This window comes from Dictyoglomus turgidum DSM 6724 (assembly GCF_000021645.1).
Lineage (GTDB): Bacteria > Dictyoglomota > Dictyoglomia > Dictyoglomales > Dictyoglomaceae > Dictyoglomus > Dictyoglomus turgidum.
This window is the reverse complement of sequence record NC_011661.1, coordinates 1,178,790-1,204,805: the sequence shown is the minus strand read 5'-3', so window position 1 is coordinate 1,204,805 and position 26,016 is coordinate 1,178,790. Positions and strand designations below refer to the sequence as shown.

The window sequence follows — 26,016 nt, the reverse complement described above, 5'->3', positions numbered from 1 at the left end:
AACAGATACAAATCGGAGGAAAGATGTGAGCTTATTTAAAAATTTGAAAGGCTTTTCCTTAGTAGAACTTCTCGTTAGTATGACCATACTACTTATCATTATGAGTTTTTCTCTTCCAGTTTTTGTCTCCTCTGGAGAGAAAATTAAAAAGACTGAACTTTCAGAAATAGCTAAAAACATAGCTTTTTATACAATGGAGTATATAAAGGCAAGAAACATAACTTGTCAAAACAATCCTGAAAAAGGATCTATTATAGATGCTAAATATGGCTTAAGCTATGGAAACAGTTATACTTTAGGAAATGACTCTTCTCATTATTATCCTGGATTGGTAGACATAAATGGAAATCCTTTAAGTATTAATATTAGCCCTAGCCTTCCCTACCAAACTTATAACAATAATCCTCAAGCTTTTTACTCTGTATTACAAGGTTTTGTACCCTATGGAGTTTCTGATCCCAATCTTAATAATAATAGAGATAAAAGCACCAACTTACTCCCCATAATTAAGTACTCAAAAAATATACCAAAATATATTTTTAGGGCAAAAGAAAATTATACTCCAAAGATCTACACAGATGACACACGAAAAACTGATCCTACTTCCTTTGATTATGATCCTCACTACACAAATGATAGTAATTTACTAAAGAACACAACAAATTATGAGGGTTTTAGGGTTCTTACCCGAATAGTGGCAAGAAAAAGATACCCCAACGAGCCAGACCATGTGCAATTTTATGATGTTCTTGTGAAAGTTTTTTGGGTTTATGGGAATAGAGAATATTCTTATGAGGTATCAAGCCAAATAATGACCTGGGGAGAATAACATGAGGAAAGGAGAAAAGGGATTTACTCTTATAGAAACATTGATAGTTATTATCATATTTATGATTATCTTCTCCCTTATTTTTGGTGCTCTTCTCTACTCTTTTCAAATATCTCGATCTCAACAAGTATATGATGAAATTCTTGATGATATAAATATTTTTATTCAACAATTGTCCAATGAGTTAAGACAGGCTTATACTATAACCTTTCCGGCATATTCTACATATTCTGATAACTTCGCTGATTTTAGTCAAAATAAATTAATTGAATTCAATAGTAGAGATGATAAAAATCAGATCAGAAAAATAATCTACTCTTTTGGAGCTCCTAACTCTAAAGGAATGAGAGAGGTGCTTTATAGTCTAAATCTATCTACCGATGGTGGATTTACATATCAAAGTGTCATCAGCAGTCAACCTTTAACTAATAAGGTGTTCAAAAACATAATCATAAGAAGACCTTATTGGGATCCAAAAGTTGTGGAGGTGGAGATCTTCGCAGAGTCTCTTCTTCCCTACGGAAATACAATAAATATGTACAGGATTTTTTTGATCTCTTTAAGACAGTAAATTAATCTTTTCTGACTGGGGGGAGTTTAATATGATTAAAATTACAGAAAAAGGATACTCTACTATTGTGTTAGTATTGGTTTTGGGTTTAATATTTCTTGGAATCTCAATAACTCTTCTTAATACAGCCCTAACCAAGGATACCATTTTTAGTGAAGAAAAAATGTCAGATAATCTCCTTGTCGCTTGTGATTTAATGCTTGATAACACACTCCTTACTATAAGTGATTTCCCTAAATTTTTATCTCTATCTGCCCGTAATGTTAATTCAGATATTTATAAAAACCTGAGTATCATATCTACAAAATTAACTGATGAAAACATGATTAAAAAAGCATCAGCATATTACGTTTTGAGCTTTTTGCTCTCAAAAATTAATGGTGGCGAAGTAGTTAATTTAAACAACAGCTTAAATCCCTATCAGGATATAGGAGCAAGTTATAGTAATTATATTCAAGCAAATAAAACTCCTGGATCATTATGGGATATTTTAGACAATTATGGAACATATTTATACGATTTATCTGATAAAAGGCTGTATAAAGTAGTTGGATTAAATAGTAATGGGATATATTATTTAGTTCCTAACTTATCTGAAATAAATGGGAGTACATTGCTGCAGGAGTTTTATTCAAGCAACGTTTATAGGCTTTCTGACCTTGATTATAATTTTAAAATAAATTCTCGATGGATAGTAATAAGAACAAATGTGCAATACAATGATGATAATGGAAGTAATGGCGAGTTTCAGATAAGAATTACAGCCTACTATTTAAGTAGTCCAAATAGAATTAGATCTATCTATTCTTCTGCCAAAATTGGAAGCATCTTAGCCCAGATTATTAAGGATTATACTAACACTATAACACCTCCTGCTTTTACTCATGCAGTTTGGTCTGGAAATGGCTTAACCATAAATGGAGCCTTAGATATATACTCAGGCAACATATCTCCAAATGGAACCTATACATCTACATATACTAATGGAGATTTATATGTAGATGGAAAAATAGTTTTAAATGGAGCTCCAAGAATATATGGGAATCTGATAACTTCACAGCCTCAAGAGGTAAATCCTATCACTATAACTGGAGCACCATATATTCAAGGACAAATAATTTACAACCAAAAGGAATCATTACCAGAAATTCCCCTTCCCTTAGAGGAGCAAATAAAACAGATAGCAAGTTCTTACGGTGCAATCCAAAAAGGATCACTATCTACTTATAGTAACTATACCCTTGTAGTAAATGGAAGAAAATATGATGGAACAAACGTTCCTTATTACATAGACGGTAGCTTGACCTTAAATGCTACTGGAAATGTAAAAATAAACTCCACCTCATCTAATCCTCCTGTAGCTCTATATGTTAATGGAGATCTCACTTTTAATGGTGATTGTACCCTTGAGTTTAATTCTCCTGGAGTTATTTGGGTAAATGGAGATGTAATTTTTAACGGAATAGTTAAGATAAAAGGCTCAGGAACCATAATATCAACCAAGAAGATTCAATTCAATGGAGCACAAGGAATTAAATATCTTGACGATAAAAGTATTTCAGCTCTTGTTTCCTTAGGGCAAGGAACAAATGGAGGAATAGTAGTTAATGGAAGCGTAGAATATCACGGTTTAATGTATGCTCCATACAGTAACATTACCTTTAATGGAAGCTCTACCATATTTGGAGCTGTTATTGGAGGTGGTTATGGAACTACTCAAGGAGTTACCTTCAACGGGAGCCAAAATATTGTTTATGATAACAGACTCGCTAATAATACTGTTTCTCCACCACCATTGATGGGAGAGCCATTGAAGTATGTTAATGTTTCTTTTGAAGCCTTTTCCTCTTCAGGAAAAGTATTAAGAAACAGATGGGCAGAGATTATAACTAAGACTGTTTCTGAGAATTATGTAAGCTCTCTAAATCCTATTATAAATATAAAGATGTAAGGACCGAGCTATGAGAAAAGGGTTCAGTCTAATAGAGTTATATATTGTCATTGCAGTTTTAGCCATTATTGCAATAGCGAGTATTCCAACTCTAAGAAATTTCTATGAGAGAAAGACTTTGGAAAATATAATGTGGCAACTTGCTCAAGATTTAAGGATTGCAAGAGAAAAGGCAATTGTTCAGCAGCAAGATCTTATTGCCTACATAGGAGAGGATGAGTATTATATTGAGTTCATGCAATATGGAATGTTACAAAATCCTCAAATTTACAATATACATTTTGTACCAGGAGATGCTAATTCTCGTTATTTTAAAATTGTAAAACTGCCTAAGAATATAAAGTTACAATTTATTTCTCCTACTGTGAGTATTAACGGCAAAAATTATTTAGGGGTTGTGTTTAAAGCTGGAGGAAATGCTAATGAAATTAGAGGACAAGCTAAAATTGTTAATTTATTAAGTGGTAGAACTTTGTATTCAGATAGCAATATAGACAATAATGGGGTGGTGATAACAGGCAAGAGTATGAGTATAAATTTATCCTATTCAATTAAAATAATGGCAACAGGTAAAATATCTCTATAGATATATTTTAAAACTTAAAAAACCAAATCTAAACTTCAAACCCTATTAGTTTGGAAATAACTGTGTTTATTTTTACGTTTTTAGGTGTATAATTTATTTTAGAAAAATCTTAATTTTTAATAAGGAGTGTTAACAAATGAGAATCAAAAAAGGGGAAAAGGGTGATATTAGCCTGATAACAGCTATAACCTTTGCCATTTTTATAACTGCTTTGATTGCTCTTGTGGTAAATTTCCCCATTGAACAGTCCTTCTTTACCCGTAGAAGTCAAGCAAGAGATCAAGTACTATACGCTACTCAAGTAGGAATTAAAACCGTTCTCACCACTGCAAGATACTACTTAAAAGACCAATTAACAAGAAGAAAATTAACAGACATAGATGAGAATTTTTTATCCTCCCTTTTATCAAAAAATAATACCAATTTTATTAATACTATCAATTATATTTATACAAATACTTCCCAGGTAGATCCTAATACTGTTTACTCCATTTTAGATTACTCTTTTAGTTTAGCAAACTACACTGCAATAACAAGAGGTGGAACAACCGACGAAGTTAGCTATACTTATGTATATACTATAACCTGTCTCGGACAAAAAGTAAATTTTAATCCTACCATAACCCTTCAAGTTACCGTCACGGGAAAAATCGAAGGAGTGCTAAGAAAAGAAAATTTTGCTAGGTTTGCATTGTTTACCGATAGACACTTAATGAGCGATGGTTCAAGGGTCTGGTTTACTGATAGAACAAAGTTCTATGGACCTGTTCATACTAATGGACAATTTGCTTTTGCTTATACTCCACAATTTTTTGATGAAGTTTCATCGGTAGCTACAACCGCATACTTCTATAATGGTGGAAATCCAAGACAACTTGCAGCAGATAGCAATCCTCCAAGAGATATCCCTTATTTTGCGAAGGGATTTACAAGGGGAGCTCCTGCAATCAATCTTCCTACTGTAGCTTATACTCAGCTTTATGCTGCCCTTTCCTACTTTCCAAATGATAATTTTCCTACGTACAGTCCCACTTATTCGGTAATAAGAAACTATCTTGGACTGCCTCCTGGAAACACTGCCCCTCCTAACGGAATATATACCATAACTATAGCCAATGGCGGTGGAATATATATACAGGGTGATACCAGTATAGAATTTGGAAAGGATTCCTTGGGTAGATCAGTTTATACTATAACCCAGGGATCGAGTACTTATGTATTTACAGTTGATGTCAAAAATAACAAAACCTATGTAAAAATAGGAAATCAAATTATAGAGATAAATAAAGCCCCTAATGGAGTTATTTATGTTAATGGAAATGTCACAAGTATAAAAGGTATGGTACAGAAAGATCAAAGGATTACAGTGGTTGCTAAAAGTAACATTACCATTACAAATCATTTGACCTATGAGGATGATCCAAGAAACAATCCAGATGCTGTAAATGTGCTCGGACTTCTTGCAGAAACTGGCAATATAATTATTGATCCAAAAGATAGTAGTGGAAATGTATTGAGAGATCCAAATATTCATGCAGTACTTATGGCTCCAAACGGTGTGGTACAGGTAGCAAATTATAGCACGAGACCCCCAGCTGGGGATGTACATCTTTTAGGAGGTATTATCTCTAAAAACTATGGAGCTTTTGGTACCTTTTCCACAGACAGAAATGGAAACCCAATTCCAACAAGTGGTTATGGTAGAGATTTTTGGTACGATTATAGAATGAGATCAGGCTATGCTCCACCCTATTTCCCAACCACAGGAAGAACTATACAAGAAGGCAATCCTCAAACCCAAAGATGGATTTTCATTGACTCTTGGAGGGAAATATGGAAATAAAAAATATTGACAAAGTTTTGTTAATTATAAGTATAGCTATTTTCATAGTCATATTGATCTTTAAAATATTTTCAATTAGGAATTTCAATGAATATACATCACCAAAGGAGATGAAGGAAAGAGTGGAAAAGGATATAAATTTGGAGATTGAAAGCACAGTTAAGTCAACCAACACTTTAAATATTAATAACACACCTGAAAAGGGTCCTTATCCTCCCTTTGTGGAGTTTGTAGAATAAAATCTTGGGGGGTGATGGTGTGAGAATAGATAAGGAAAAAGGACAATCTTTAGTGGGAGTAGTGGTATTCACCATTATCTTGATGATATTAGTACTTAGTTTAACGGGGGCTACTATTTGGAGCTATGCCTTAAACAAAAGAGCAAGAGATAGAGCTGAAGCTCAGGATATTGCCAAAAATATTATTGAGACAACAAAAATTTGGGCGGGAAGTAGCGAAGCAAACTTTGATGCATTAGTAGAAAATGAAGTAAATAGTACAAGAGCAATCCCTGCAATACCTACCATAAGACCTGCAATTCCTGCAGATCCACCTGAAAATGACAGACTATATACGGATTTTTATAACATTCCTAAGGTAAATGGAGCACCTAAATATGTAGTACAATTTCTTGTCAAAGATTATCAAAGTCCGGGATCTTCTATTGCCATAATGAAGAGAATTACGGTGAGGGTGTACTATGCGAAGCCAAATGGAGAAATTAATACCAGTATACATAAGCCTGGAAGTGGTGCACCGCCAAAAAGGTATGAAAATCCTTTGGCAGAACTTGCGGGGGTAGTTACAAGACCATGAAAAAAGGAATGAGCTTAGTTGAATTAATCATTTCTCTCTTCATACTATTTATTATACTTGCATTAACCTTCGCCATATGGATGTCAGTACAGAGGGATTTTATTTCTCAAAAACTTGATAGAGAAATATACGAGTATCTTAATTCAGCAAAAACCAACATCCTTGATTCTGTGCTAAAGAGTATTTTTATATATCCTCCAAATGTAAATATAAGGCTTTCCGATAGTTCAAATTTTAATCTTAATATAAATGAAAGAATTGGTTATGATAAACTTCTTACAATCACCCCTGCCTCCTCAGGAGGTTACTTTTTAAATGTCTACTTAACAAGACCAAGAGTTCCTACAGATAGTGCTCTTCCAAATGCAAGAATGCTTTTATATTATAGAAAATTTATAAATTGGAGCCCTCAATACGCTACTTATACCATTACTGTCGCTTTTACAGGCACATCTAAGACTCTAAAGATAGGAAAAATCACTAATTATCCTACAAATATAACCTTTACTTCTGGAGAATTTCCAAAAATAATTGCGGATTACATAGTACCCAACGGCTTTACTGTAAGCTATTATGTAATTGATTATAGTACTCTGGATCCGTCAAACAATACATACTCTTTAACTACTTATACCGATACTATTCCTTCAAGAAATACAAATATTCAACAGGTGCAAGTTTCTTTAAGCATTCAAAGAAGGTATCAAAATATAGTAAGAACAAGAGACGTTACCTTCAATGGAACGGTATTCTTAGAGGAATTACCTATCTCCTACTAATTTCAGGATGTAGTCTTTATTATTTTTGCGTAGAGTAATAGTGTTATTGTTAATATCAAGCTTAATTATATGATATCCATCTATTTCTTTACCTTTTTCAACCACAAAACTCTCTTCCCTTCCAACTCTTTCTAAAATTGCTACTTCGCTATACTCTCCCTTTAGTATTCCTCTTAAGATAAAGGGTGGCTTTTCAAGTTCAGATACAACCTTTGGAACAGTCTTATCAATGGATACAGAATTCTTGATACTAATCTTTTCTTTTTCCACTTTTATTAGTGGTTTAAAAGGATCATCTCTTCCTAAAGATAACCTATAATTTTTTCTAATGCCATCCATAGTTTTTATTGCCTTAATATCTTCTATTTTTTCTGCATCTTGTTTAACAAAGGATATTTTTTTTGCTAATACTATCTCTTCAAAATCCTCCCTTAAGAGTCTGTCAACATTAACTACAAGATAAGTATTTAATCCTAAGGAGGCAATTAGAAAAGTACTTAATAAATAGTCTATCTTCTTCATATTATTCCCCTCCTTCAAGGACATATACGTCAAAAATTACATTAAGAGTTAACAGGTTCTCGCTACTCATGAGTTGAACTTGATTAAAGCTTATAGGATAACTCTCGTCATAAAGATCCCTAAAGAAGTCTATAAATTGATTGTAATTTCCTATGAGCTTTAAGTTAATAGGCAATTTTTTGAGCTTCAAAGGGAAATTTTCAGGAAGATCTTGTATCTCCTCAAAATCAGAAGGTTTTATCTCAAAGCTCGTTATTTTGTTTCTTTTTATCACTATGCTCAGATCTTTAAAAAATATGGGAATTTCCTCTTCTCTTAAAAAAAGAAGATTTCTCTCCGCAAAAATAACCCTTCTTCTTTCTTCTATTTTATTTAAGGTATCCCTTAATGTGGCTATGCTTTCTATGGCATTTTCTAACTCTAATCTTTTTGTGTTATACTCCCTTTCTTTCTTACTTACCTGAGAATATTTTGGCATTACAAATAAAATCAAGCCAAGAAGTAAAACGATGGTAAAAATGTATAGATGTATTTTGTTTCTCATTTTATATACCCCACCACCCTAAATTTTTGTACTTCCTTGTTTTCCATAATTTCTAAAATAGCGCTTTCTAATTTAATACTTTTAATCCTCTCATAACGAGACAATGCAAGCAAAAAATCCGCAACTCCTTCGGTATCAAGACTGTATCCCTCTATAATTAATTTTTTATCAATTCCAATATCAAGAGCTGTAAGCCATACATTTTTAGGGATAAAATATCTTAAGTCGGAAAGAAAGATAAAAGGAAGAGATACTGCAGATCTTTCTTCAAGCCATTTTTCTAGTATTTGTACCATTGCATTTTGATTGTCAACTTCTTTCCTCAAATTAGAAATTTGATCATTGTATTTGAGAATTTCGCTTTGTAGATAGTTTATTTTCCTATCCAAATCTCTAATTTTTAAATCAAAATAGAAATTTATAGGAAAGATTAAAGAAAGAGCAAGAAGAAAGGAAATAAGGGATCTTATGATTAATTCTCTATCTATAAGAATCCTCTCTTTTATAAAATTGATCCTTAGTATATTTACGTCATACAATGCTGTTCCCAAAAGGGAAATATTGAGATTTTCTATGATATCTACTTTGTAATCTAAGGATAGATTTTTTACAAAATTCTCTGCAACCTTAAAATATCTTTCATCTTCTCCAAATATTACTATATTTTTATCTCCAAGTTCATAAAAAGCACTGTTTAAATAAGTAATCAACTCTTCTTGCCAGCTTAAAAAGGTAGTATCAAAGGATAGTTCATCTAAGTTATAGAAATCATTAATTCCCACACTTAAGTTTATAATAGAATTAATCTTTTTTTCCTTTATAAAAACTAAATCTGTGGTCTCATTACCTATAAATATAATTCCATTGGGATACTTATTTTTACCCGACCAAAGAATATACCTTGTCCCTGAGACAAAAGATGGCTCAAAAGAAACAAGCTTACATCCTAAATTCTTAAAGATGCTCTCCCAAGTATTAACTATTACCTTAGGAATTGTGGCTACAGTAGTTCTTATCTTACTTTTATCCTGATCAAGCATGGAAAAGGTAAACAGACTATAATTTTCATCAAAGGCTTGATACTCTTCAAGATCATCAAGAATTGCCATTTCAAGCTCTTTTATAGACATATAAGGGTATTCTGAGGTCCTTAGAGATATATCTTTGCTTTCAAAAAGCATAACAATTTCTTTGTCTTTTATTTTGTTTTCCCTAAAGACCTTCTCAATTCTCTCTTTAACTAAATTTACTTCTTCTAATCCTCTATTCCAAAAATCTCCCGTAGGAATTTCTACTTCAATATAATCTCTCAGCTCTACTTTTTTTCCTTTTTTAGAAATCCTCGCAATCCTTAATTTTCCATTAAGCCATTGAATTCCAATCATATTACTCCTCCACCCAGTTTATTATAGTAAGAGAATAAGGAACCGAAGTTCCAATTCTTATCCCTTCTAATCTTAAGGACCTATAATAGGTATAAGTTTGTCCAGTATATATAACAGTAACAATTGCATTAGAAGTTATTATAAAGGAGCTCTCTGTAGGACTATAAGTAAAATCAGATTTTGCAATACCGTAAAAATTAGTATAGGAAAAAGTTATAGGACCAAAAGTGGTATAGGTAGGAATACCAGTAAACCAGATTAAACTATAAATAGCCATCTCAGCCATACCTTCTGCCAAATAGAGAGCTTGCTTTTCCGCAATCTGGGCGGAGACCTTAGATATATTACCTTCCCAGAAGATGATAAGTCCTGAGAAGATAAGACTCAACATGGCAATAATTAATAAAACTGTAATAAGAATTTGGCCTTTATTCATGGTGAATTGGAATTCTTTCCTCCCGGAGTGCAATATACATAATAAGTTAAAGGATTAATAAAAACAGAATAATTTAAATTGCTACTACTTCCCCAATTAGAAGGATCATTAGGAGATGCATCCCACTTTTCCCTTTCAAGAGAATAATAATTCCTATAATTTCCAGAACTTGAAGGAGAACCTCCCCAAGTATAGGAATAACTTACCTGATCTACAACCAAGTTATTAGCATCGGACAAGGTTATAGTTGCTCCACTATCAGAAAGCTCTATTCCACCTGCACCAAGCCCCCTGTTATTCACTTTTATGTAAGTAGTACCTGCCGGTAAATTATAATAATTATTTAATCTAGACCAACTTCCTCCTATTATTGCATAACTTCCTGGAGAAAGATCCCAGTTTCCAGAAACAAGGTTAGATAATGTATTGCCGTTTATTCGCCAGTTTCGAATATTAATAGTCTGATTTGAGGCGTTGTATATTTCTATAAATTCCATATCTCTTTCATTTCTAGATCTTCGATTTTTATCATAAGGAGCTGGATAATACATTATTTCGTTTATTAAAACGGGAGGAACAAGGCAATATACATCAATATTTTGAACAGAGTAATTCTTAAAGATACTACTTATCCAATTAGATGGATCCTGAGATGGATTTTGTATGCTTTTTCTTACCAAAGAGTAATATCTATTTCCTTGAGGTTGTCCTCCCCAGCTACTACTATAAGTTAATTTATCTATAGTTACATTATTACTATCTTGAAGTACTAATGTATCACTATTATTGTTTAGGGGGTTGTTCCCCTGACCTAAATATGCATCAGCTACTTCAAGGATAATATAATTCTTGGGAACAAAATAATGAGTGGATAAGTTTGAGCCTGAAACCCCTATAATAGCGCAACCATAGGCTGGTACCGTATAAGTACCACTTCTAGTGTTAGATATTGCATGGTTATTAATCTTCCAATTAAAAAGATTTAGCGGAGAATTAGTTGCATTGTTAATTACTATAAACTCCATTAGGTTCTCATTTACATTATTTCCTTGTCTATCTCTTAGAGCAGGATAATACATGATCTCGGAGATGAATATTCCTGTAATTTGAGGAACTATTTGAGGTCTCAAAGCCACCATAGTACTCATATACCTTCCATCGTCCATAGTAACACTTATGGAGAGGGTTCTTATAGAGGAAGTTAACATGGTATATGTCAAGTTATCATCAAGTCCTGTAAATATTATTTCTTTTATAGGCCCTGCAAGAATTTCTCCATCAACAGTAAAATAATACTTTCCGTTGTAATAAGTATAAGAATAAGTACTTTGATCTCCTGAGGGAAAAGATAAAACTACGTAACCCAGAGTTTGAGTAGAAGAACCTATATCTAAAACTTCTTTTGCTTGTCTTATATCCCTTGTAAGTTTATCTATAATGATTTGAAGATTACTTATTGACTCTCTTTCTTGCAACTTTTGTGAGAACAACCCGTTAGTATTAAAAAAAATATTTACCAGCAAGATGGCTATAAGCCCTAATATAAGTATGGTTATTAAAATCTCAATAAAAGTTAATCCCTTTTTCATACTAATTCCTTCTTGAAATATAAGTAATAATTATAGTCTCTGGCTCAAAATCATCTAATTTATTATTATTGTTTTCCTCTTTCCATACTTGTAAAAATATTTGTTTTAAAGAATAGGTAGTATTAAATACCGTTAGACTGTAAAAAAAATCAGTATATCCAATATTTGCAAAGTTTCCTGAGTAAGTAAAAGAAATGTTCCAATTGGCAAGAACTGCTTTTCTATATTCTTCTAATTTCTTTTCCGTAAGATATAAACAGATATTCATCATGTTTTCATACTCATCAGCTCTTAATATGTAAGAGATTGCAACACCTACTGACGACATAATAATACCTAAAAGAAGTACTGCAATAAGAACCTCTAAAAAGGTTAAACCTTTCCTCATAATCCTGTAACCTCAATATAGCCCATAGGGTTTATCCTTATTGTGGCAGAATAGGTTTCAATTTGAAAAGTTAAAGTAGCAGAAGTTTCCAAAGCATCCGCTGTAAAAATTCCATCTTTGTCAAAGGAAAAAAGAGTTGCTGTAGATTTTACTTGATCAAGATTTGTTAGAGTTCTTAAGACCGTTTTATTTTTATCATCTAAAAAAGTATAAGAAGTATAAGTGGTATAGGTGGGAGAAGGTATTAGAGATAGAGTCCAAGTAGTTTTATTTATAATTGCCCTTTGTCTTACGAATCTAATATCTTCTTTAAATTGGTTTACTATGTTCTCCAAAATCAGTTTTTTGTCAGGCGAAGATCTAAAGGATATAAGAGCTATTCCAAGCAGAATAGCAAGAATGCTAACTATTACAATAACCTCAATGAAGCTAAAACCCCTTTTCATATTTTTAATTTTAATAAAAAAATAAATATTACACAAGAGAAATCATTTGTCCACAAAAACAACTCTTCCGTTTTTATAAAACTTTACTCCTTTTTTATAAAAATACGTAGAAAAAAGAATCTCTCCTTCAGGATATAAATTCCCATTGTCAAAATAAAAAGTATAAGTATTTGTAGGACTTATCCCCTTTATTTCCGAAGGTAAAAGCTGAGGTTGAAGATATACTTTTTTACTTTTTTCTCCATAAATCCAATAAAAAAGTATAGTATTTAGTTTAGGTGAATATTCAAAGGAATATATTATTCTTTCTCCTTTAGTTATAGATAATTCCAAAGCATATTTGGAATTTATAATAACTTCATGGGATAAAATAAAAGTGTTTACCCTTAGCCAATAGAAGATGTGAAAAAGCATGGATAACGAAAAAAGAAGAACACTGATAAGTATAACATAAATTATACCTCTCTTGTATCTTCTAAGGGAAAAGATTGAGAAAATCTTCATTTACTAAATTTAATAAAAACCCGGGGAGTTTCCCCGGGTTGTAGTTTTTTAAGGAGCAGTATAGACTAAAGTATATGAGTTATCTGTGCTTGTATATCCTAGATAATGTTCATTACCTGATGTTCCCCAGTATGTAGAAGTTGCTGTAAGATCAACTACTGAATAAGTTTTGTTGTTATATGGACATACAAGAGGTTCTGCAAAATAGGTTTGGCTTGATATAAATGAATTGAATTCTGTTAATTGTGGATATTTATTATTTTTGTTTCTATAATATTCAAGGCTTGTTCTTATAATTGCTACGTTAGATTTTTGAGCTGCTTTCTTTGCGTCTGCTACTGCATCAAAATATCTTGGTAGAGCAATAGCTACGAGAATTCCTAAAATTGCAATTACTACTAAGAGTTCTAAAAGGGAGAAACCTTTACTGTTCTTCAAAATTATTCACCTCCTTTCGTACTTATTATATTTTTAAAATTTTTTTTATTATAACACATTTTTAATAGCTTTCAATTTATCTTCTAAAGAGTCTTACCATATTGAACATGGGAAGATACATGGAGATGGCAATAAAGAATACCACAACCCCCAAGAATATGGTCAAGGCAGGCTCAATCATAGCGGTAAGTCTTTTTGTAGCTATATCTATTTCTCTTTCTGCAAATTTTGTATATTCTTCTAACATGGTATCAAGTCTACCACTTCTCTCCCCTATTACTACCATCTGTTTTAAGAGAGGAGTAAAAACTTCTTCGTCCATCATATCCGATAGGTTTCTTCCCTCGAGGACTCCCGAGAGTATTTTTCTTAAATGTTCTGAAAAATATAGATTTCCTATTACATCCTCTAATATTTCCAAAGATTGGGTTATCAAAATACCTCCTGTGAGAAGGACATAAAAGGTACCAGAAAATCTTGTAAGAAGCACTTGTCTCCATAATTTTCCTATCTTAGGGATTTTCAACTTATTTTCATCCCACCATCTTTTTATTTTTTTGTTTCTTAAACTTTGTCTTGCTCCCGCAATAAGAAGAGCTAAAAGGACTAATATAATCAAGATATTATTTTTTACAAAATTGCCAAGAAAAATGGTAATTCTTGTAGGAAAAGGAAGAGGAACATTGGTTCTTCCATAAATTCTTTGGAAGGTTGGGACCACAAAAGTCAACATAAAGATTACCACCACTATGGCTGCAATTATAACAATGGTGGGATAGGTAGTTGCAGATTTTATTTTCTCTCTAAGCTCATGTTGGGAATCAAAATATTTGGAAAGTCTATCCAACATTAAATCAAGGCTTCCTGTAACCTCTCCTGTTCTCACAAGGCTTATAAATATTTTTGGGAATACATCAGGATATTTAGATAGGGCTTCAGAAAGGCTCAACCCAGCGTCTACATTCTTTCTCACATCAAGGAGTACATCTTTAAAGTAGGCATTATCAGTTTGAGATGCAAGGGTTGATAAACACTCAGTTAAGATAATCCCAGATCTAAGGAGAGTGGCAAATTGAGAAGTAAAAAGTACTAATTCAGGAAGGGTAACTTTTTTCTTATAAGTGAGGGTTTTCCAAAGTCCTGTTTCTTTTTTTATAGAAACTACATATAATTTTCTTGCCTTTAAAAGTTTTCTTACTTCTCTTTCAGAAGAAGCTTCTAATATACCTTTATATATTTTCCCTTGGAGATCTTTTGCTACATATCTATAAGAAGGCAAGTTAATCTTCCTCCCAGGCTATAACTCTTCTTACTTCATCAATAGTAGTAATTTGGTTTAAGACCTTTTCTCTTGCATTTATGAATAGGGTTTTCATTCCCTCATTAAGAGCTGCACTTCTTATCTCATCAATAGATGCACCTGAGGTTATTAGGTTTCTTATATTCTTTGTAATTCTAAGAATCTCAAAAACTCCTGTTCTACCTGTATATCCTGTGTAATTGCAAAAGAGACACCCTTTCCCTCGAGCAAGGGTTATGTTTTTACTCTCTTCTTTTGTTAAGCCAAGCTCTTCTGCTTCTTCTGGTGAAGGATAGTATTCTTCCTTACAAGAGAGACAAATGGTTCTTACTAACCTTTGAGCTACAATACCAATTAAGGATGAAGCTATAAGGAAAGGTTCAACTCCCATTTGAACAAGTCTTGCTATAGCACTCACAGAATCGTTAGCATGAAAGGTACTCAAAAGCAGGTGTCCTGTTAACGCAGCTTCAATGGATGTATTTAATGTCTCAGTATCCCTTATTTCACCTACCATAATTATGTTTGGATCAAGTCTCAAGATATTTCTAAGTCCTACTGCGAAATCAATGCCTATTTTGGGTTGTATTTGAATTTGGTTTATTCCTGGTAAAGCATATTCTACAGGGTCTTCAAGGGTAATTATATTCACCTCAGGTTTGTTTAATACATTAAGGGCTGAATATAAAGTAGTAGTTTTTCCACTCCCTGTAGGACCTGTAACAAGTATCATCCCAAAAGGTCTTCTTATAAGGTTTTCAAAAATCTTCAGATCATAGTCTGACATCCCTAATCTATCAAGTTCAATAAGCACCTTTGTCTTATCTAAAAGTCTTATTACCACCATCTCACCATAGGTGGTACCTATGGATGCTACACGAAGATCAAATATCCTATTCTCATATCTATAAGTAGCTCTCCCATCTTGGGGTCTTCTTTTTTCCGCTATATCCATTCCCGATATTACTTTTATTCTTGTAACTACTGCATCTTGGATCTCCTTTGGAATAGCCATTATATCGTAAAGTATTCCATGTATCCTATATCTTACCTTCATTTCTTTCTCTTGAGGGTCTAAATGGATGTCGCTGGCATTTCTATTTATTGCCTCATTTATTATGGAAGAAACCAACCTTACAATAGGGGCTTCCTCTACTCCTATAGCAGGTAGAGTCTCTACCATGGGTTCTGGTGCAGTTCTCTGAAAATCTTGTACCACGGAAAGAGTAGTTTTTTCTAAGGGGAAAAGCCTTGATATTATTTGGTTAAATTCCTTATCAGTGGTAATAAAAATTCTTATGGGAGATTTGACAATTCGTCTTATCTCGTTTATGATTGCAGGGTCAATAGGAGGAACAACTGCTACATGCAAAACTCCTGCTTCTCTTTTTATAGGGATAAATTTATATCTTCTCAGCAGATTTTCCGAAAAGCTTCCTGCAAGCTTTTCATCTATCTGAACTTCGGTAAGAGAAATATATGGAATCTCACTTTGCCTCTCTAAAACTTTTCCTATATCCTCTGGTTTTACATATCCTCTTTCAATGAGAATTTGTCCAAGTTTTGCACCTGTTTTTTTCTGCTCTTCAAGGGCTTTTTCTAACTGTTCCTTAGTAATTAGCCCCTGTTCTAATAAGTATTCACCTAAAGGCTTTTTTTCTTTCATAATTTATTTAATTCTTCTTCAAGAAGATTTTTAACTATATCCAAACTCGCTCTGCCCTTAGTTTCCCTCATCACCTGCCCTACCAAAAAGTTTATAACTTGCTTTTTACCCTTCTTCCAATCCTCCACCGCCTTCGGATTATTTGATATAACCCTCTTAATTACGTCTTGTAAATAAGAAGTATCGGAAACAGTCTTTAACCCCTCTTTTTCTATTATAACCAAAGGATCTTCTTTTTGGAAGAGATATTTTTTTAAAACTTCTTTGGCAACAGGTCTTGTTATTTCATTTTTATCCACCATCTCTATAAGCCTTATAAATTTTTCAGGCTCAATTTCCAAATCTTTAAATTCAATTTTGTTTTCATTTAAATAACTTAATATCTCTACCGATAACCAACTATGAAGATTTTTAGGGTTGTTATAGATCCTTAGAGATTTGTCAAAAAACTCTGAAAGATCTTTATCGGAGACAAGAATCTCCACTTCTATGGGAGAAAGTCCTAAATTTAAGTATCGCTCTCTTCTTTTAGATGGGAGTTCTGGAATTTCATTCTTTAATCTCTCCCTCATCTCTTCTGTTACAATTAATGGGGGAAGATCAGGCTCTGGGAAATATCTATAATCCTCAGCTTCTTCTTTACTTCTTAAACTTATAGTTTTTTGATTCTTTTCATCCCAATGTCTTGTCTCTTGAATAACTTCTTCTCCCCTTTTTAATATTTCAACTTGTCTCTCTATTTCATACTCCAAAGCCTTCTCAAGAGAGAAGAAAGAGTTCACATTTTTAATCTCTGTTCTTGTTCCAAATTTACCCTCTTCTGTCTGAATAGATATATTAGCATCACACCGTAGTGAGCCTTTTTCCATGTCACCGCTACTTATACCAAGGTATCTTAGTATTAATCTTAACTCTTGTAAGAAGAGTCTTGCTTCTTTTGGAGAATTTATATCAGGTTCTGTAACTATTTCAATTAAAGGTATACCTGCCCTATTGAAATCTACAAGACTATAATCAGATTCAGAAAGTCTATCACCAGAACCTATATGAAGAAGCTTTCCTGCATCTTCTTCAAGATGAATTCTTTTTATTCTTATTCTTTTTATCTCTCCATCCACATAAAGGTCTATATATCCATTTCTGCACAGAGGTAAATCATATTGAGAAATTTGATACCCCTTAGGAAGATCAGGATAAAAATAATTCTTTCTGTCAAATTTAGAATAATTAGATATTTCACAATTTAAAGCAATTCCAGCTTTTATAGCATATTCCACTGCCTTTTTATTCACCACTGGTAAAGTCCCAGGAAATCCCATACAAATAGGACAAACATTAGTGTTTGGAGGTAGGTTCTCATGTTCAGTACTACAAGAGCAAAATAATTTGGTTTTTGTAGAAAGTTGAGCGTGTACTTCAAGCCCAATAACAGGTTTATACATATCTATACTCTCTCCTTATTAGGAAGGTCAGGATATTTTTCTGAAAAATTCATGAACTGTTGATAAATATAGGCAAATTGTAGTAACCTATCTTCTGTAAAGAAGGGGCTCATAAATTGGATTCCTACAGGAAGATTATTATAAAAACCAGCAGGCATGGATATAGCTGGAATTCCTGCAAGATTTACAGGAATAGTCATTATATCTGTTAAATACATTTGTAATGGGTCTGAAATTCTTTCTCCAAGCTTAAAAGGCAAAACAGGACTTGTAGGTGATGCTATAATATCCACCTTTTTAAATGCTTCTTCAAATTCCATTCTTATCAATCTTCTTACTTTTGTAGCCTTTAAATAATATGCATCATAGTATCCTGCACTTAAAGCATAGGTGCCAAGAATTATTCTTCTTTTTACCTCACTCCCAAATCCCTTTCCTCGGGTTTGTTTATACATAGATATGAGATCTTCAGCCCAAAAATCTCTATAACCATATTTTACCCCATCATAACGAGCAAGATTTGAGCTTGCCTCCGAGGTAGAGATTATATAATAAACAGGAAGAGCATATTCTAAAGAAGGTAGAGATATTTCTTCAACTTTTACACCCATTTCTTTAAAAACATCAAAAGACTTCTCCAATATGATAAGTACCTCTTCTGAAACCCCTTTTTGCCAAAGTTCTTTTGGAATCCCCACCTTCCAATCTTTTACACTTTTTCCCAAAGATTCCAAATAATTAGGAATTTCATATGGAGACGAAGTAGAATCCATAGGATCATGTCCTGCAATAACCTGAAGTACTATTGCTATATCTTCCACTGTTCTTCCAAAGGGTCCTATTTGATCTAAGGATGATGCAAAAGCAACAAGTCCAAATCTGGAAACTAATCCATAAGTCGGTTTTAAGCCAATAACTCCCGTAAAAGATGCAGGAAGCCTAATGGATCCTCCTGTATCGGATCCTAAGGATACAGGAACTTCGCCTGCAGAGACACACGCAGCAGATCCTCCGCTGGATCCTCCAGGAACTCTCTCTATATCCCAAGGATTTTTTGTAGGTCCAAAGGCAGAATTTTCACAAGAAGATCCCATGGCAAACTCATCTAAATTAGTTTTGCCGATTATAATAGCACCATTTTCTTTTAGTCTTTTGATCACTGTAGCATCATAAGGTGGTATAAAGTTCTCAAGGATTTTTGATGCACAAGTAGTCCTTATATCCTTTGTCAAAATATTGTCTTTTATGGCAATGGGAACACCATAAAGAGGAAGTTTAGAATCTTTTTTCTCCAGATCTTTAACTTGCTCTTCTATATTATCATAAGGTACATATAGAAAGGCTTTGATATAAGGTTCCCATTCTTTTATCTTGTTAATGTAGTATTCAACAACTTCTTTAATACTTACCTCTTTATTTTTGTAAAGATCTTTTATCTCTTTTATAGTTTTCATTCTTCCCTCTTTATTATTCTTGGAATTTTAAATCCCAAATTCTCAATCTCAGGAGCATTTTTAAAGGCTTCTTCTTGAGATATACTCCCTTTGGGTTCGTCCTCTCTCCAAATGTTAGAAAGAGACAATACATGAGCCATAGGTTCTATATTTGAAGTATCCACTTCCTGTAATTTTTTAAAGTAGTCAAGAATATCCTGTAATTGCTTAGCATAAAGCTCTTCCTCTTCAGGAGTAAGATATAATCTTGCAAGATGAGCAGTTTTCTTAAGTTGTTCTTTAAAATCTCTTTTTTCCATAGCTTCAATAAAGATGACAGGCCACAAAATGGCCCGGCTTAATTTCTTTTAACTTTGGTTCTTCTTTAGAGCATATATCCATCACATTGGGACATCTGGGATGAAATCTACAACCCAAAGGAGGATTTACAGGACTTGGCACATCTCCCGTAAGTACTATTTTTTTTCTCTTTTTTGCCATTTCAGGATCTGGAATAGGTATTGCGGAAAGTAGGGCTTGAGTATAGGGATGCAAAGGAGAATTATATAGATCGTCATTATTAGCTATTTCTACAATTTTTCCTAAGTACATTACTGCAATTCTATCGCATATATGCCTTATAACTGCTAAATCATGGGAGATAAAAAGATAAGTTAATTTAAACTCTTTTTGTAGATCCTGCATTAGGTTGATTATCTGAGATCTTATGGAAACATCCAATGCCGAAGTTGGCTCATCAGCCACTATGAATTTAGGATTTAAAGCAAGAGCTCTTGCTATTCCTATTCTTTGTCTTTGTCCACCTGAAAACTCATGGGGGTACCTTGTGGCATGGTAGGGAGCAAGTCCTACAAGATCTAAAAGCTCTTGCACTCTTCTTTCCTTCTCTTTAGAATTCTTAACAATACCATGAACCTTTAATGGCTCTCCTATGATTTCACTCACGGTCATTCTTGGATTTAAAGAAGAATATGGATCTTGGAATATTATCTGCATATCTTTTCTAATTTTTCTTAAATCTCTTGAGGGAAGTTTTGTAATATCAATACCATCAAAAATAATCTGTCCATCTGTTGGTTCAAGAAGTCTTATAATGGTTCTTGCCACAGTACTTTTACCACAACCTGATTCTCCCACAAGACCAAGGGTTTCCCCTTTACGTATATAAAAACTCACATCATCAACAGCCTTTACATCACCTACATGTTTAGATAAAACTATTCCTCTCTTTATAGGGAAGTACTTCTTAAGATTTTTTACCTCTATTATAATTTCTTCTGAAAAGTTATTCATAGGACCTCCCGAGGTTTTTAGCATATATACAGCGAGAATAATGTCCTGGTTCAACTTCTACGAGCTCTGGTATTTGCTCAAAGCATTCAGAAGTTCTATACGGACACCTTTCTGCATAATAGCAGTAATTAGGGAGAGATATCAAATCGGGTGGTTGACCCTCTATTGCCTTTAATCTCTCTTTTCTTATATCAAGTCTAGGAACCGATTCTAAGAGACCTATAGTATAAGGATGAGCAGGTTTTTTAAATATGGTTTTAACATCGGCGTATTCTACTACTTTTCCTGCATACATCACAAGGACATTATGACAGGTTTCTGCTACTACTCCCATATCATGGGTTATGAGTATTAAGGACATACCTAATTCCCTTTGAAGCTGTTTTATTAAATCCAAAATCTGAGCTTGAATAGTTACATCAAGAGCTGTGGTAGGCTCATCTGCAATAAGTATTTCAGGATTACAAGACAGAGCCATAGCAATCATAACCCTTTGTCTCATTCCACCACTAAATTGATGAGGATACTCATCTACCCTCTTATTTGCTTCAGGGATCCTAACAAGTTCTAACATCTCTATAGCCTTTTTTCTTGCTGAAGCCTTATCTAATTTCTGATGCAAAATAATTGCTTCCATTATTTGATCACCAATAGTAAATACAGGATTTAGAGAAGTCATTGGGTCTTGAAATATCATAGAGATTTTATTACCGCGAATTTCTCTCATATCGCTCTCTTTCTTCTTAAGGAGATCTTCTCCCCTATACCAGACTTCACCACTAACAATCTTTCCCGGAGGATCTTGAATCAATCTCATTATAGAGAGAGCTGTTACACTTTTCCCACTACCTGATTCTCCCACTATACCTAAGCTCTCTCCTTTGTGGAGATTAAAACTTACATCATCTACCGCTTTTACAATCCCTTCATCAGTAAAAAAATACGTTTTTAAGTTCTTTACTTCAAGAAGTAGATCGTTCACAAGTGTTTCCTCCTTTTAAAATAAAACCCTTCCCAAGATGGGAAGAGTTTTATTTTTAAGGTTTGGTGCCGAGGCCGGGATTTGAACCCGGACGGGCTTATGCCCATAGCACCCTCAATGCTACGTGTCTGCCAAATTCCACCACCTCGGCATTTCTTTAAAGATTATATAAAGCTTTATTTTGCCTGTCAAGATTATTTTGTAGACTTTCTTATAGTTTTCTCTTCTTTTACTTCCTTCTCTTCTTCTTTAGAACTTTCTTTATTACCTTCCGCTTGCGTCTCCTCAAATCCCCATAGCTTTCTTACTTCTCTTTCTATCTCATCAGCAATTTCAGGATGCTCTTTCAAGTATGTCTTTGCATTCTCTCTTCCTTGTCCCAATCGGATATCTTTGTAAATATACCACGTTCCACTCCTTTCTATTACCTTTGCCTCAACTCCTGCATCTAAAATACAGCCTTCTCTTGATATTCCTTCCCCATAAATAAGTTCAAATTCCCCTTCTCTAAAGGGTGGAGCAACCTTATTCTTTACTACTTTAACTTTGACTTTTGTACCCGTGACCTCGCTTCCTTCTTTCATAGATTCAGCTTTTCTTACATCTATTCTCACTGATGCATAAAACTTTAATGCTCTACCACCTGGTGTAGTTTCAGGATTTCCAAAAAATACTCCCACCTTTTCCCTTAATTGGTTAATAAAAATAGCAACAGTTTTAGATTTGCTTATTACTCCTGTCAATTTTCTTAATGCTTGAGACATTAATCTTGCCTGGAGGCCAATAAAGGCGTCTCCCATTTCTCCTTCAAGCTCAGCTCGAGGGACAAGAGCAGCAACTGAATCTATGACTATTACATCTACCCCTCCACTTCTCACAAGTATTTCTGCAATCTCAAGGGCTTGTTCACCTGTATCTGGCTGTGATATTAAAAGATTTTCTAGATTTACCCCAATTTTCCTTGCATAGTTAGGATCAAAGGCATGTTCTGCATCAATAAAAGCTGCGACTCCACCCATTTTTTGAGCAGAAGCTATAATTTGTAGTGCAACAGTAGTCTTACCTGATCCTTCAGGACCAAAAAGTTCTATTATTCTTCCCCTTGGTACTCCACCAACTCCAAGAGCATAATCTAAAGTAAGAATACCTGTGGGAATAACAGGGACCTGAAATCTTTCTTGACTTCCTAATCTCATTATAGCGCCTTTACCAAACTGTTTTTCAATCTGAAATATAGCTGACTCTAAAGCTTTTTCTTTCTCCATACACTAAATACCTCACCTCTGATTTTTTCTTTAAGTTAATTATATCAATTCAAAAATTTTATAACAAGTTGAATTGAAAATCCTCATCTATCTCATGTTTTAATTCTTTTGAAAGTAATGAAGATAGAGCCTCATGGGGGGGTTTATTTTCATAAAGCACCTTATAAACTTCCTGAGTAATAGGCATATACACATTAGTTTTTTGAGATATATAATAAGCAGATTTAGCAGTATAGACCCCTTCCGCTACCATACCATTAAGCTTATTCATAGCCTCTTCTAAACTTAGACCCTCACCTATTAATTTACCTACAGTCCAATTTCTACTAAGAGCACTCGTAGAGGTTAAAATCAGATCTCCTAAGCCTGAAAGTCCTAATATGGTAAAGGGATGAGCCCCATATAAAATTGCCATTCTATTTATCTCAACAAGCCCTCGAGTAATAAGGCTTGCTTTTGCATTATATCCAAAACCAAGACCATCTGAAATGCCCGCTGCAATAGCTATTACGTTTTTTAAAGCTCCGCCGATTTCAACTCCTACTATGTCATCACTTCTATATATTCTCATAAAAGATAGACTTAGAATGTCTTGTAAATATTTTGCTGTATTTAAGTCAGAGGACGCAATTACAATAGCTAAAGGTTTTTTTTCCATAACCTCTTTTGCAAAACTTGGACCCGAGAGAGTTGCAATTTGATTAAAATCTACATCGAGTTCTTCTTTTATTATTTCAGAGGGTCTTTTCAAAGTAAGAATTTCTATACCTTTTCCTGTATTAACAAAAAATCCTGCTCTCTTCAAATAGGTATTATTTCCCTTTAAAAACTCCCTCAATCCTTGAATAGGAATGCTTAAAATAGCAATATCTGTATCTTTTGTAGCATAATCTATATTAGAAGTAATTTCAAGTGATGGAGCAAGCTTATAACCAGGTAAATAATATATATTTTCTCTTAATTCTTCTATTTTCTTTACCTTCTCTTTGTCTCTACCCCATAGTACAACTTTATAATTCTTTTCACATAATACATTTGCAAGTGCTGTTCCCCAGCTGCCACTGCCAAACACAGCAATTTTTATCTTCTTACCTTCCAACTTATTTTATGTTCCTCCCCTTTTATGAGTCTTTTTATATTAGGAATATGCCTATAAATTATAAAAAGGCATACTAAAATTACTCCAATAAAATATTCCATCGGAGGCTTTTCTATATGATAAAGCAAAAAAGGATAAATAAGAGCAGAGGTAATAGATGCCACAGATTTGTATTGAGTAACTGCTACTATAATTATAGCAATAAAAAAGATGATCAGTGAAGACTTAGGAAAAAGGTAAAAAAGTATTCCAAAGGAAACCCCAACACTTCTCCCACCTCTAAATCCTGCAAATATGGGAAAAGAGTGTCCAATTACAGCCGCAATAACACATAAAAGTACAAAAAGATAATCACTATGTAAAAAACTTTGAGCTAAGTATACTGCAAGGATACCTTTACCTACATCCATCACAGCAACTATAACCGCTGGTCCCCACCCTAATACCCTCAATACATTTGTAGCTCCAAGATTTCCGCTTCCATAGTTTCTAACATCTATCCCCTTCCATAATTTCCCTACAATCAAGGCACTTGGAATAGAGCCAATAAGATAAGATAGTATCACAAGTAGTATTTTTAGAAACATACTATTCCCTCTTTCTTACTTCAATCTTTATAGGTGTTCCTACCCAGCCAAAGTAATTCCTGAGGAATTTCTCAAAATATTTGACCACATTTTTGTTCATTATTTCAGGTTCATTTACAAAAAACACTATAGTTGGTGGTGCCACATCAACTTGTGTAGCATAGTAAATTTTTAAAATCTTTCCTTTTTTAGAAAAGTTGGTCTTAGAAAGAGCTTCTCCTATAGCCCTATTTATTTGAGAAGTAGGTATTCTCATATTTCTAAGCTCAAAAAGCTTATCAACCCAGGGCAATATCTTCTTTACATTATAATTTCTAATGGCTGAAGTAAAAATAAATGGAAAATAGTCAAAAGGCTGCAAAATTTGAGGTACTATCTTTTCAAATTCCCTTCTTTCCTTTAGAGATGGGATTAAATCTGTCTTATTAAAAACAATTAAACAAGATTTTCCTTTATCTTCTATATAATGCAATATTCTTTTTTCTTGCTCCCTTATTCCTACCGATAAATCGATCACCATAATAGCAATGTCAATTCTTCTTATGGTCTGTAGAGTCTTCTGAACTGAAAGTTCTTCTAAGCCTTCCTCTACTTTTGCTGGTCTTCTTAATCCCGGCGTATCTACAATGATGTATTTTTTGCCATTAAAGTCCCAAATTAGGTCAACAGCATCCCTTGTGGTACCAGGAATTTCACTTACTATACTTCTATCTCTGCCAATTAAGGCATTTAGAAGAGAAGACTTACCACTATTAGGTCTTCCTACAAAAGCAAGTTTTATAGATTTGTCCTCAGAAGAAACTTCTTCGGGAGCTGGTATTAAAGATATTATTAGATCTAAAAGCTCATATAGATTTTGTTTATGTAGTGCTGAAATCGGGAAAGGCTCTCCAAGTCCTAAGGCGGTAAAAGGAGCAAGATATTCTTCCCGATCAATCCTTCCTTCCATTTTATTTACTACTAATATAACTCTTTTCCCAGACTTCCTCAGAATATCTACAAATTCATGATCCAAGGCTGTTAACTCCGATCTACCATCTACGACAAAAAGTATAAGATCACTTATGTTTATAACTTCTTGTATTTTTTCTTGGATAAGCTCACTTAAATCATCAGTTAAACCCCATCCTGCGGAATCTACTAAATAAAAATATTTTCCCTCATGTTCACACAAGTGAACAAGGGGATCCCTTGTCACTCCTGGTTCATCCGCTACAATAGCCTTTTCTTCTCCCACAATCCTGTTAAAAAGTACAGACTTTCCTACATTAGGTCTTCCAACTATACTTACTACTGGAACT

28 protein-coding genes and 1 tRNA gene are annotated in these 26,016 nt (G+C 33.6%); 8 read left to right on the top strand and 21 right to left on the bottom strand.

The genetic code is table 11. The annotated features are described in order from the left end of the window. Positions 1–25: 25 nt before the first annotated feature. From DTUR_RS06095 to DTUR_RS06060, 8 genes are all read left to right on the top strand, one after another. Entirely contained in the window at positions 26–829 is an 804-nt protein-coding gene (locus tag DTUR_RS06095) for a type II secretion system protein (protein ID WP_012583547.1), read from the top strand. 1 nt (position 830) lies between these two features. Beyond that, positions 831–1,400 carry a prepilin-type N-terminal cleavage/methylation domain-containing protein gene (locus DTUR_RS06090; protein WP_012583546.1) on the top strand — a complete coding sequence of 190 codons (570 nt, stop codon included), beginning with the start codon at positions 831–833 and terminating at the stop codon, positions 1,398–1,400. Positions 1,401–1,431: 31 nt separating this feature from the next. After that, complete coding sequence (locus DTUR_RS06085; RefSeq protein ID WP_012583545.1) at positions 1,432–3,351, top strand: DUF7305 domain-containing protein; 1,920 nt, start codon at positions 1,432–1,434, stop codon at positions 3,349–3,351. A gap of 10 nt (positions 3,352–3,361) precedes the next feature. Further along, positions 3,362–3,937 carry a prepilin-type N-terminal cleavage/methylation domain-containing protein gene (locus tag DTUR_RS06080; RefSeq protein ID WP_012583544.1) on the top strand — a complete coding sequence of 192 codons (576 nt, stop codon included), beginning with the start codon at positions 3,362–3,364 and terminating at the stop codon, positions 3,935–3,937. A 136-nt stretch (positions 3,938–4,073) separates the two neighbouring features. After that, positions 4,074–5,780: a DUF4900 domain-containing protein gene (locus DTUR_RS06075; RefSeq protein WP_012583543.1), complete on the top strand. Its 1,707-nt coding sequence runs from the start codon at positions 4,074–4,076 to the stop codon at positions 5,778–5,780. Beyond that, complete coding sequence (locus DTUR_RS06070) at positions 5,771–6,019, top strand: hypothetical protein (RefSeq protein ID WP_012583542.1); 249 nt, start codon at positions 5,771–5,773, stop codon at positions 6,017–6,019. The genes DTUR_RS06075 and DTUR_RS06070 overlap by 10 nt, the downstream gene beginning before the upstream one ends. A gap of 19 nt (positions 6,020–6,038) precedes the next feature. Next, positions 6,039–6,596: a type IV pilus modification PilV family protein gene (locus DTUR_RS06065; protein ID WP_012583541.1), complete on the top strand. Its 558-nt coding sequence runs from the start codon at positions 6,039–6,041 to the stop codon at positions 6,594–6,596. Then, positions 6,593–7,375, top strand: coding sequence for a prepilin cleavage protein (locus DTUR_RS06060; RefSeq protein WP_012583540.1), 783 nt, complete (start codon positions 6,593–6,595; stop codon positions 7,373–7,375). Before DTUR_RS06065 ends, DTUR_RS06060 begins: the two co-directional genes overlap by 4 nt. On the opposite strand, the gene DTUR_RS06055 is transcribed toward DTUR_RS06060, so the two are convergent. The 21 genes from DTUR_RS06055 to der form a co-directional block, all read right to left on the bottom strand. Continuing rightward, positions 7,358–7,897, bottom strand: a complete 540-nt coding sequence (locus DTUR_RS06055) for a hypothetical protein (protein WP_012583539.1) — start codon at positions 7,895–7,897, stop codon at positions 7,358–7,360. The two genes, DTUR_RS06060 and DTUR_RS06055, sit on opposite strands and share 18 nt — an antisense overlap. Position 7,898: 1 nt before the next feature. After that, positions 7,899–8,441 (bottom strand): hypothetical protein, encoded by a 543-nt coding sequence (locus DTUR_RS06050; protein ID WP_012583538.1) that lies wholly within the window; start codon positions 8,439–8,441, stop codon positions 7,899–7,901. Further along, complete coding sequence (locus DTUR_RS06045; RefSeq protein WP_012583537.1) at positions 8,438–9,826, bottom strand: PilN domain-containing protein; 1,389 nt, start codon at positions 9,824–9,826, stop codon at positions 8,438–8,440. Before DTUR_RS06045 ends, DTUR_RS06050 begins: the two co-directional genes overlap by 4 nt. 1 nt (position 9,827) lies before the next feature. After that, positions 9,828–10,262 (bottom strand): hypothetical protein, encoded by a 435-nt coding sequence (locus DTUR_RS06040; protein WP_012583536.1) that lies wholly within the window; start codon positions 10,260–10,262, stop codon positions 9,828–9,830. Continuing rightward, positions 10,259–11,851, bottom strand: a complete 1,593-nt coding sequence (locus DTUR_RS06035) for a lamin tail domain-containing protein (RefSeq protein ID WP_012583535.1) — start codon at positions 11,849–11,851, stop codon at positions 10,259–10,261. Before DTUR_RS06035 ends, DTUR_RS06040 begins: the two co-directional genes overlap by 4 nt. 1 nt (position 11,852) lies before the next feature. Continuing rightward, positions 11,853–12,239 (bottom strand): type II secretion system protein, encoded by a 387-nt coding sequence (locus tag DTUR_RS06030; protein WP_012583534.1) that lies wholly within the window; start codon positions 12,237–12,239, stop codon positions 11,853–11,855. After that, positions 12,236–12,685, bottom strand: coding sequence for a GspH/FimT family pseudopilin (locus tag DTUR_RS06025; protein ID WP_012583533.1), 450 nt, complete (start codon positions 12,683–12,685; stop codon positions 12,236–12,238). Before DTUR_RS06025 ends, DTUR_RS06030 begins: the two co-directional genes overlap by 4 nt. A 42-nt stretch (positions 12,686–12,727) precedes the next feature. Further along, positions 12,728–13,189, bottom strand: coding sequence for a hypothetical protein (locus DTUR_RS06020; RefSeq protein WP_012583532.1), 462 nt, complete (start codon positions 13,187–13,189; stop codon positions 12,728–12,730). A gap of 48 nt (positions 13,190–13,237) precedes the next feature. Further along, entirely contained in the window at positions 13,238–13,627 is a 390-nt protein-coding gene (locus DTUR_RS09565; protein ID WP_012583531.1) for a type II secretion system protein, read from the bottom strand. A gap of 76 nt (positions 13,628–13,703) precedes the next feature. Further along, positions 13,704–14,906, bottom strand: a complete 1,203-nt coding sequence (locus tag DTUR_RS06010) for a type II secretion system F family protein (RefSeq protein WP_012583530.1) — start codon at positions 14,904–14,906, stop codon at positions 13,704–13,706. Position 14,907: 1 nt separating this feature from the next. Next, a complete protein-coding gene (locus DTUR_RS06005) occupies positions 14,908–16,593 on the bottom strand; it encodes a GspE/PulE family protein (protein WP_012583529.1) in 1,686 nt (561 codons plus the stop codon). Continuing rightward, positions 16,590–18,035: an Asp-tRNA(Asn)/Glu-tRNA(Gln) amidotransferase subunit GatB gene (gene gatB / locus DTUR_RS06000; protein WP_012583528.1), complete on the bottom strand. Its 1,446-nt coding sequence runs from the start codon at positions 18,033–18,035 to the stop codon at positions 16,590–16,592. Before gatB ends, DTUR_RS06005 begins: the two co-directional genes overlap by 4 nt. A 2-nt stretch (positions 18,036–18,037) precedes the next feature. Further along, a complete protein-coding gene (gatA, locus tag DTUR_RS05995) occupies positions 18,038–19,489 on the bottom strand; it encodes an Asp-tRNA(Asn)/Glu-tRNA(Gln) amidotransferase subunit GatA (RefSeq protein WP_012583527.1) in 1,452 nt (483 codons plus the stop codon). After that, positions 19,486–19,788 (bottom strand): Asp-tRNA(Asn)/Glu-tRNA(Gln) amidotransferase subunit GatC, encoded by a 303-nt coding sequence (gatC, locus tag DTUR_RS05990; RefSeq protein ID WP_012583526.1) that lies wholly within the window; start codon positions 19,786–19,788, stop codon positions 19,486–19,488. The genes gatA and gatC overlap by 4 nt, the downstream gene beginning before the upstream one ends. 4 nt (positions 19,789–19,792) lie before the next feature. Beyond that, positions 19,793–20,782 (bottom strand): ABC transporter ATP-binding protein, encoded by a 990-nt coding sequence (locus DTUR_RS05985; protein WP_012583525.1) that lies wholly within the window; start codon positions 20,780–20,782, stop codon positions 19,793–19,795. After that, on the bottom strand, positions 20,775–21,764 hold the full coding sequence (locus tag DTUR_RS05980; protein ID WP_012583524.1) for an ABC transporter ATP-binding protein: 990 nt from the start codon (positions 21,762–21,764) through the stop codon (positions 20,775–20,777). The genes DTUR_RS05985 and DTUR_RS05980 overlap by 8 nt, the downstream gene beginning before the upstream one ends. Positions 21,765–21,827: 63 nt before the next feature. After that, positions 21,828–21,915: transfer RNA gene (locus DTUR_RS05975), tRNA-Leu, on the bottom strand. A 43-nt stretch (positions 21,916–21,958) separates the two neighbouring features. After that, positions 21,959–23,029, bottom strand: coding sequence for a recombinase RecA (gene recA, locus DTUR_RS05970; protein ID WP_012583523.1), 1,071 nt, complete (start codon positions 23,027–23,029; stop codon positions 21,959–21,961). A 58-nt stretch (positions 23,030–23,087) separates the two neighbouring features. After that, entirely contained in the window at positions 23,088–24,128 is a 1,041-nt protein-coding gene (locus DTUR_RS05965; RefSeq protein ID WP_012583522.1) for an NAD(P)H-dependent glycerol-3-phosphate dehydrogenase, read from the bottom strand. Continuing rightward, the gene (gene plsY / locus DTUR_RS05960) at positions 24,110–24,715 is read right to left on the bottom strand and encodes a glycerol-3-phosphate 1-O-acyltransferase PlsY (RefSeq protein WP_012583521.1); all 606 of its coding nucleotides are present in this window, start codon (positions 24,713–24,715) and stop codon (positions 24,110–24,112) included. Before plsY ends, DTUR_RS05965 begins: the two co-directional genes overlap by 19 nt. A 1-nt stretch (position 24,716) precedes the next feature. Beyond that, on the bottom strand, positions 24,717–26,000 hold the full coding sequence (gene der, locus DTUR_RS05955; RefSeq protein ID WP_164931081.1) for a ribosome biogenesis GTPase Der: 1,284 nt from the start codon (positions 25,998–26,000) through the stop codon (positions 24,717–24,719). Between the last annotated feature and the right edge of the window lie 16 nt (positions 26,001–26,016).

Bases quoted from the DNA above. Each gene is read 5' to 3' on its own strand.
- DTUR_RS06020 (WP_012583532.1), bottom strand. From the start codon at position 13,189: ATGAAGATTTTCTCAATCTTTTCCCTTAGAAGATACAAGAGAGGTATA.
- DTUR_RS06005 (WP_012583529.1), bottom strand. From the start codon at position 16,593: ATGAAAGAAAAAAAGCCTTTAGGTGAATACTTATTAGAACAGGGGCTA.
- DTUR_RS06035 (WP_012583535.1), bottom strand. From the start codon at position 11,851: ATGAAAAAGGGATTAACTTTTATTGAGATTTTAATAACCATACTTATA.
- DTUR_RS06025 (WP_012583533.1), bottom strand. From the start codon at position 12,685: ATGAAAAGGGGTTTTAGCTTCATTGAGGTTATTGTAATAGTTAGCATT.
- plsY (WP_012583521.1), bottom strand. From the start codon at position 24,715: ATGTTTCTAAAAATACTACTTGTGATACTATCTTATCTTATTGGCTCT.
- DTUR_RS06040 (WP_012583536.1), bottom strand. From the start codon at position 10,262: ATGAATAAAGGCCAAATTCTTATTACAGTTTTATTAATTATTGCCATG.
- DTUR_RS06075 (WP_012583543.1), top strand. From the start codon at position 4,074: ATGAGAATCAAAAAAGGGGAAAAGGGTGATATTAGCCTGATAACAGCT.
- DTUR_RS06085 (WP_012583545.1), top strand. From the start codon at position 1,432: ATGATTAAAATTACAGAAAAAGGATACTCTACTATTGTGTTAGTATTG.
- DTUR_RS06030 (WP_012583534.1), bottom strand. From the start codon at position 12,239: ATGAGGAAAGGTTTAACCTTTTTAGAGGTTCTTATTGCAGTACTTCTT.
- DTUR_RS06050 (WP_012583538.1), bottom strand. From the start codon at position 8,441: ATGAGAAACAAAATACATCTATACATTTTTACCATCGTTTTACTTCTT.
- recA (WP_012583523.1), bottom strand. From the start codon at position 23,029: ATGGAGAAAGAAAAAGCTTTAGAGTCAGCTATATTTCAGATTGAAAAA.
- DTUR_RS06070 (WP_012583542.1), top strand. From the start codon at position 5,771: ATGGAAATAAAAAATATTGACAAAGTTTTGTTAATTATAAGTATAGCT.
- DTUR_RS06080 (WP_012583544.1), top strand. From the start codon at position 3,362: ATGAGAAAAGGGTTCAGTCTAATAGAGTTATATATTGTCATTGCAGTT.
- DTUR_RS06060 (WP_012583540.1), top strand. From the start codon at position 6,593: ATGAAAAAAGGAATGAGCTTAGTTGAATTAATCATTTCTCTCTTCATA.
- gatB (WP_012583528.1), bottom strand. From the start codon at position 18,035: ATGTATAAACCTGTTATTGGGCTTGAAGTACACGCTCAACTTTCTACA.
- DTUR_RS05985 (WP_012583525.1), bottom strand. From the start codon at position 20,782: ATGAATAACTTTTCAGAAGAAATTATAATAGAGGTAAAAAATCTTAAG.
- DTUR_RS06045 (WP_012583537.1), bottom strand. From the start codon at position 9,826: ATGATTGGAATTCAATGGCTTAATGGAAAATTAAGGATTGCGAGGATT.
- gatA (WP_012583527.1), bottom strand. From the start codon at position 19,489: ATGAAAACTATAAAAGAGATAAAAGATCTTTACAAAAATAAAGAGGTA.
- DTUR_RS06090 (WP_012583546.1), top strand. From the start codon at position 831: ATGAGGAAAGGAGAAAAGGGATTTACTCTTATAGAAACATTGATAGTT.
- DTUR_RS06055 (WP_012583539.1), bottom strand. From the start codon at position 7,897: ATGAAGAAGATAGACTATTTATTAAGTACTTTTCTAATTGCCTCCTTA.
- gatC (WP_012583526.1), bottom strand. From the start codon at position 19,788: ATGGAAAAAAGAGATTTTAAAGAACAACTTAAGAAAACTGCTCATCTT.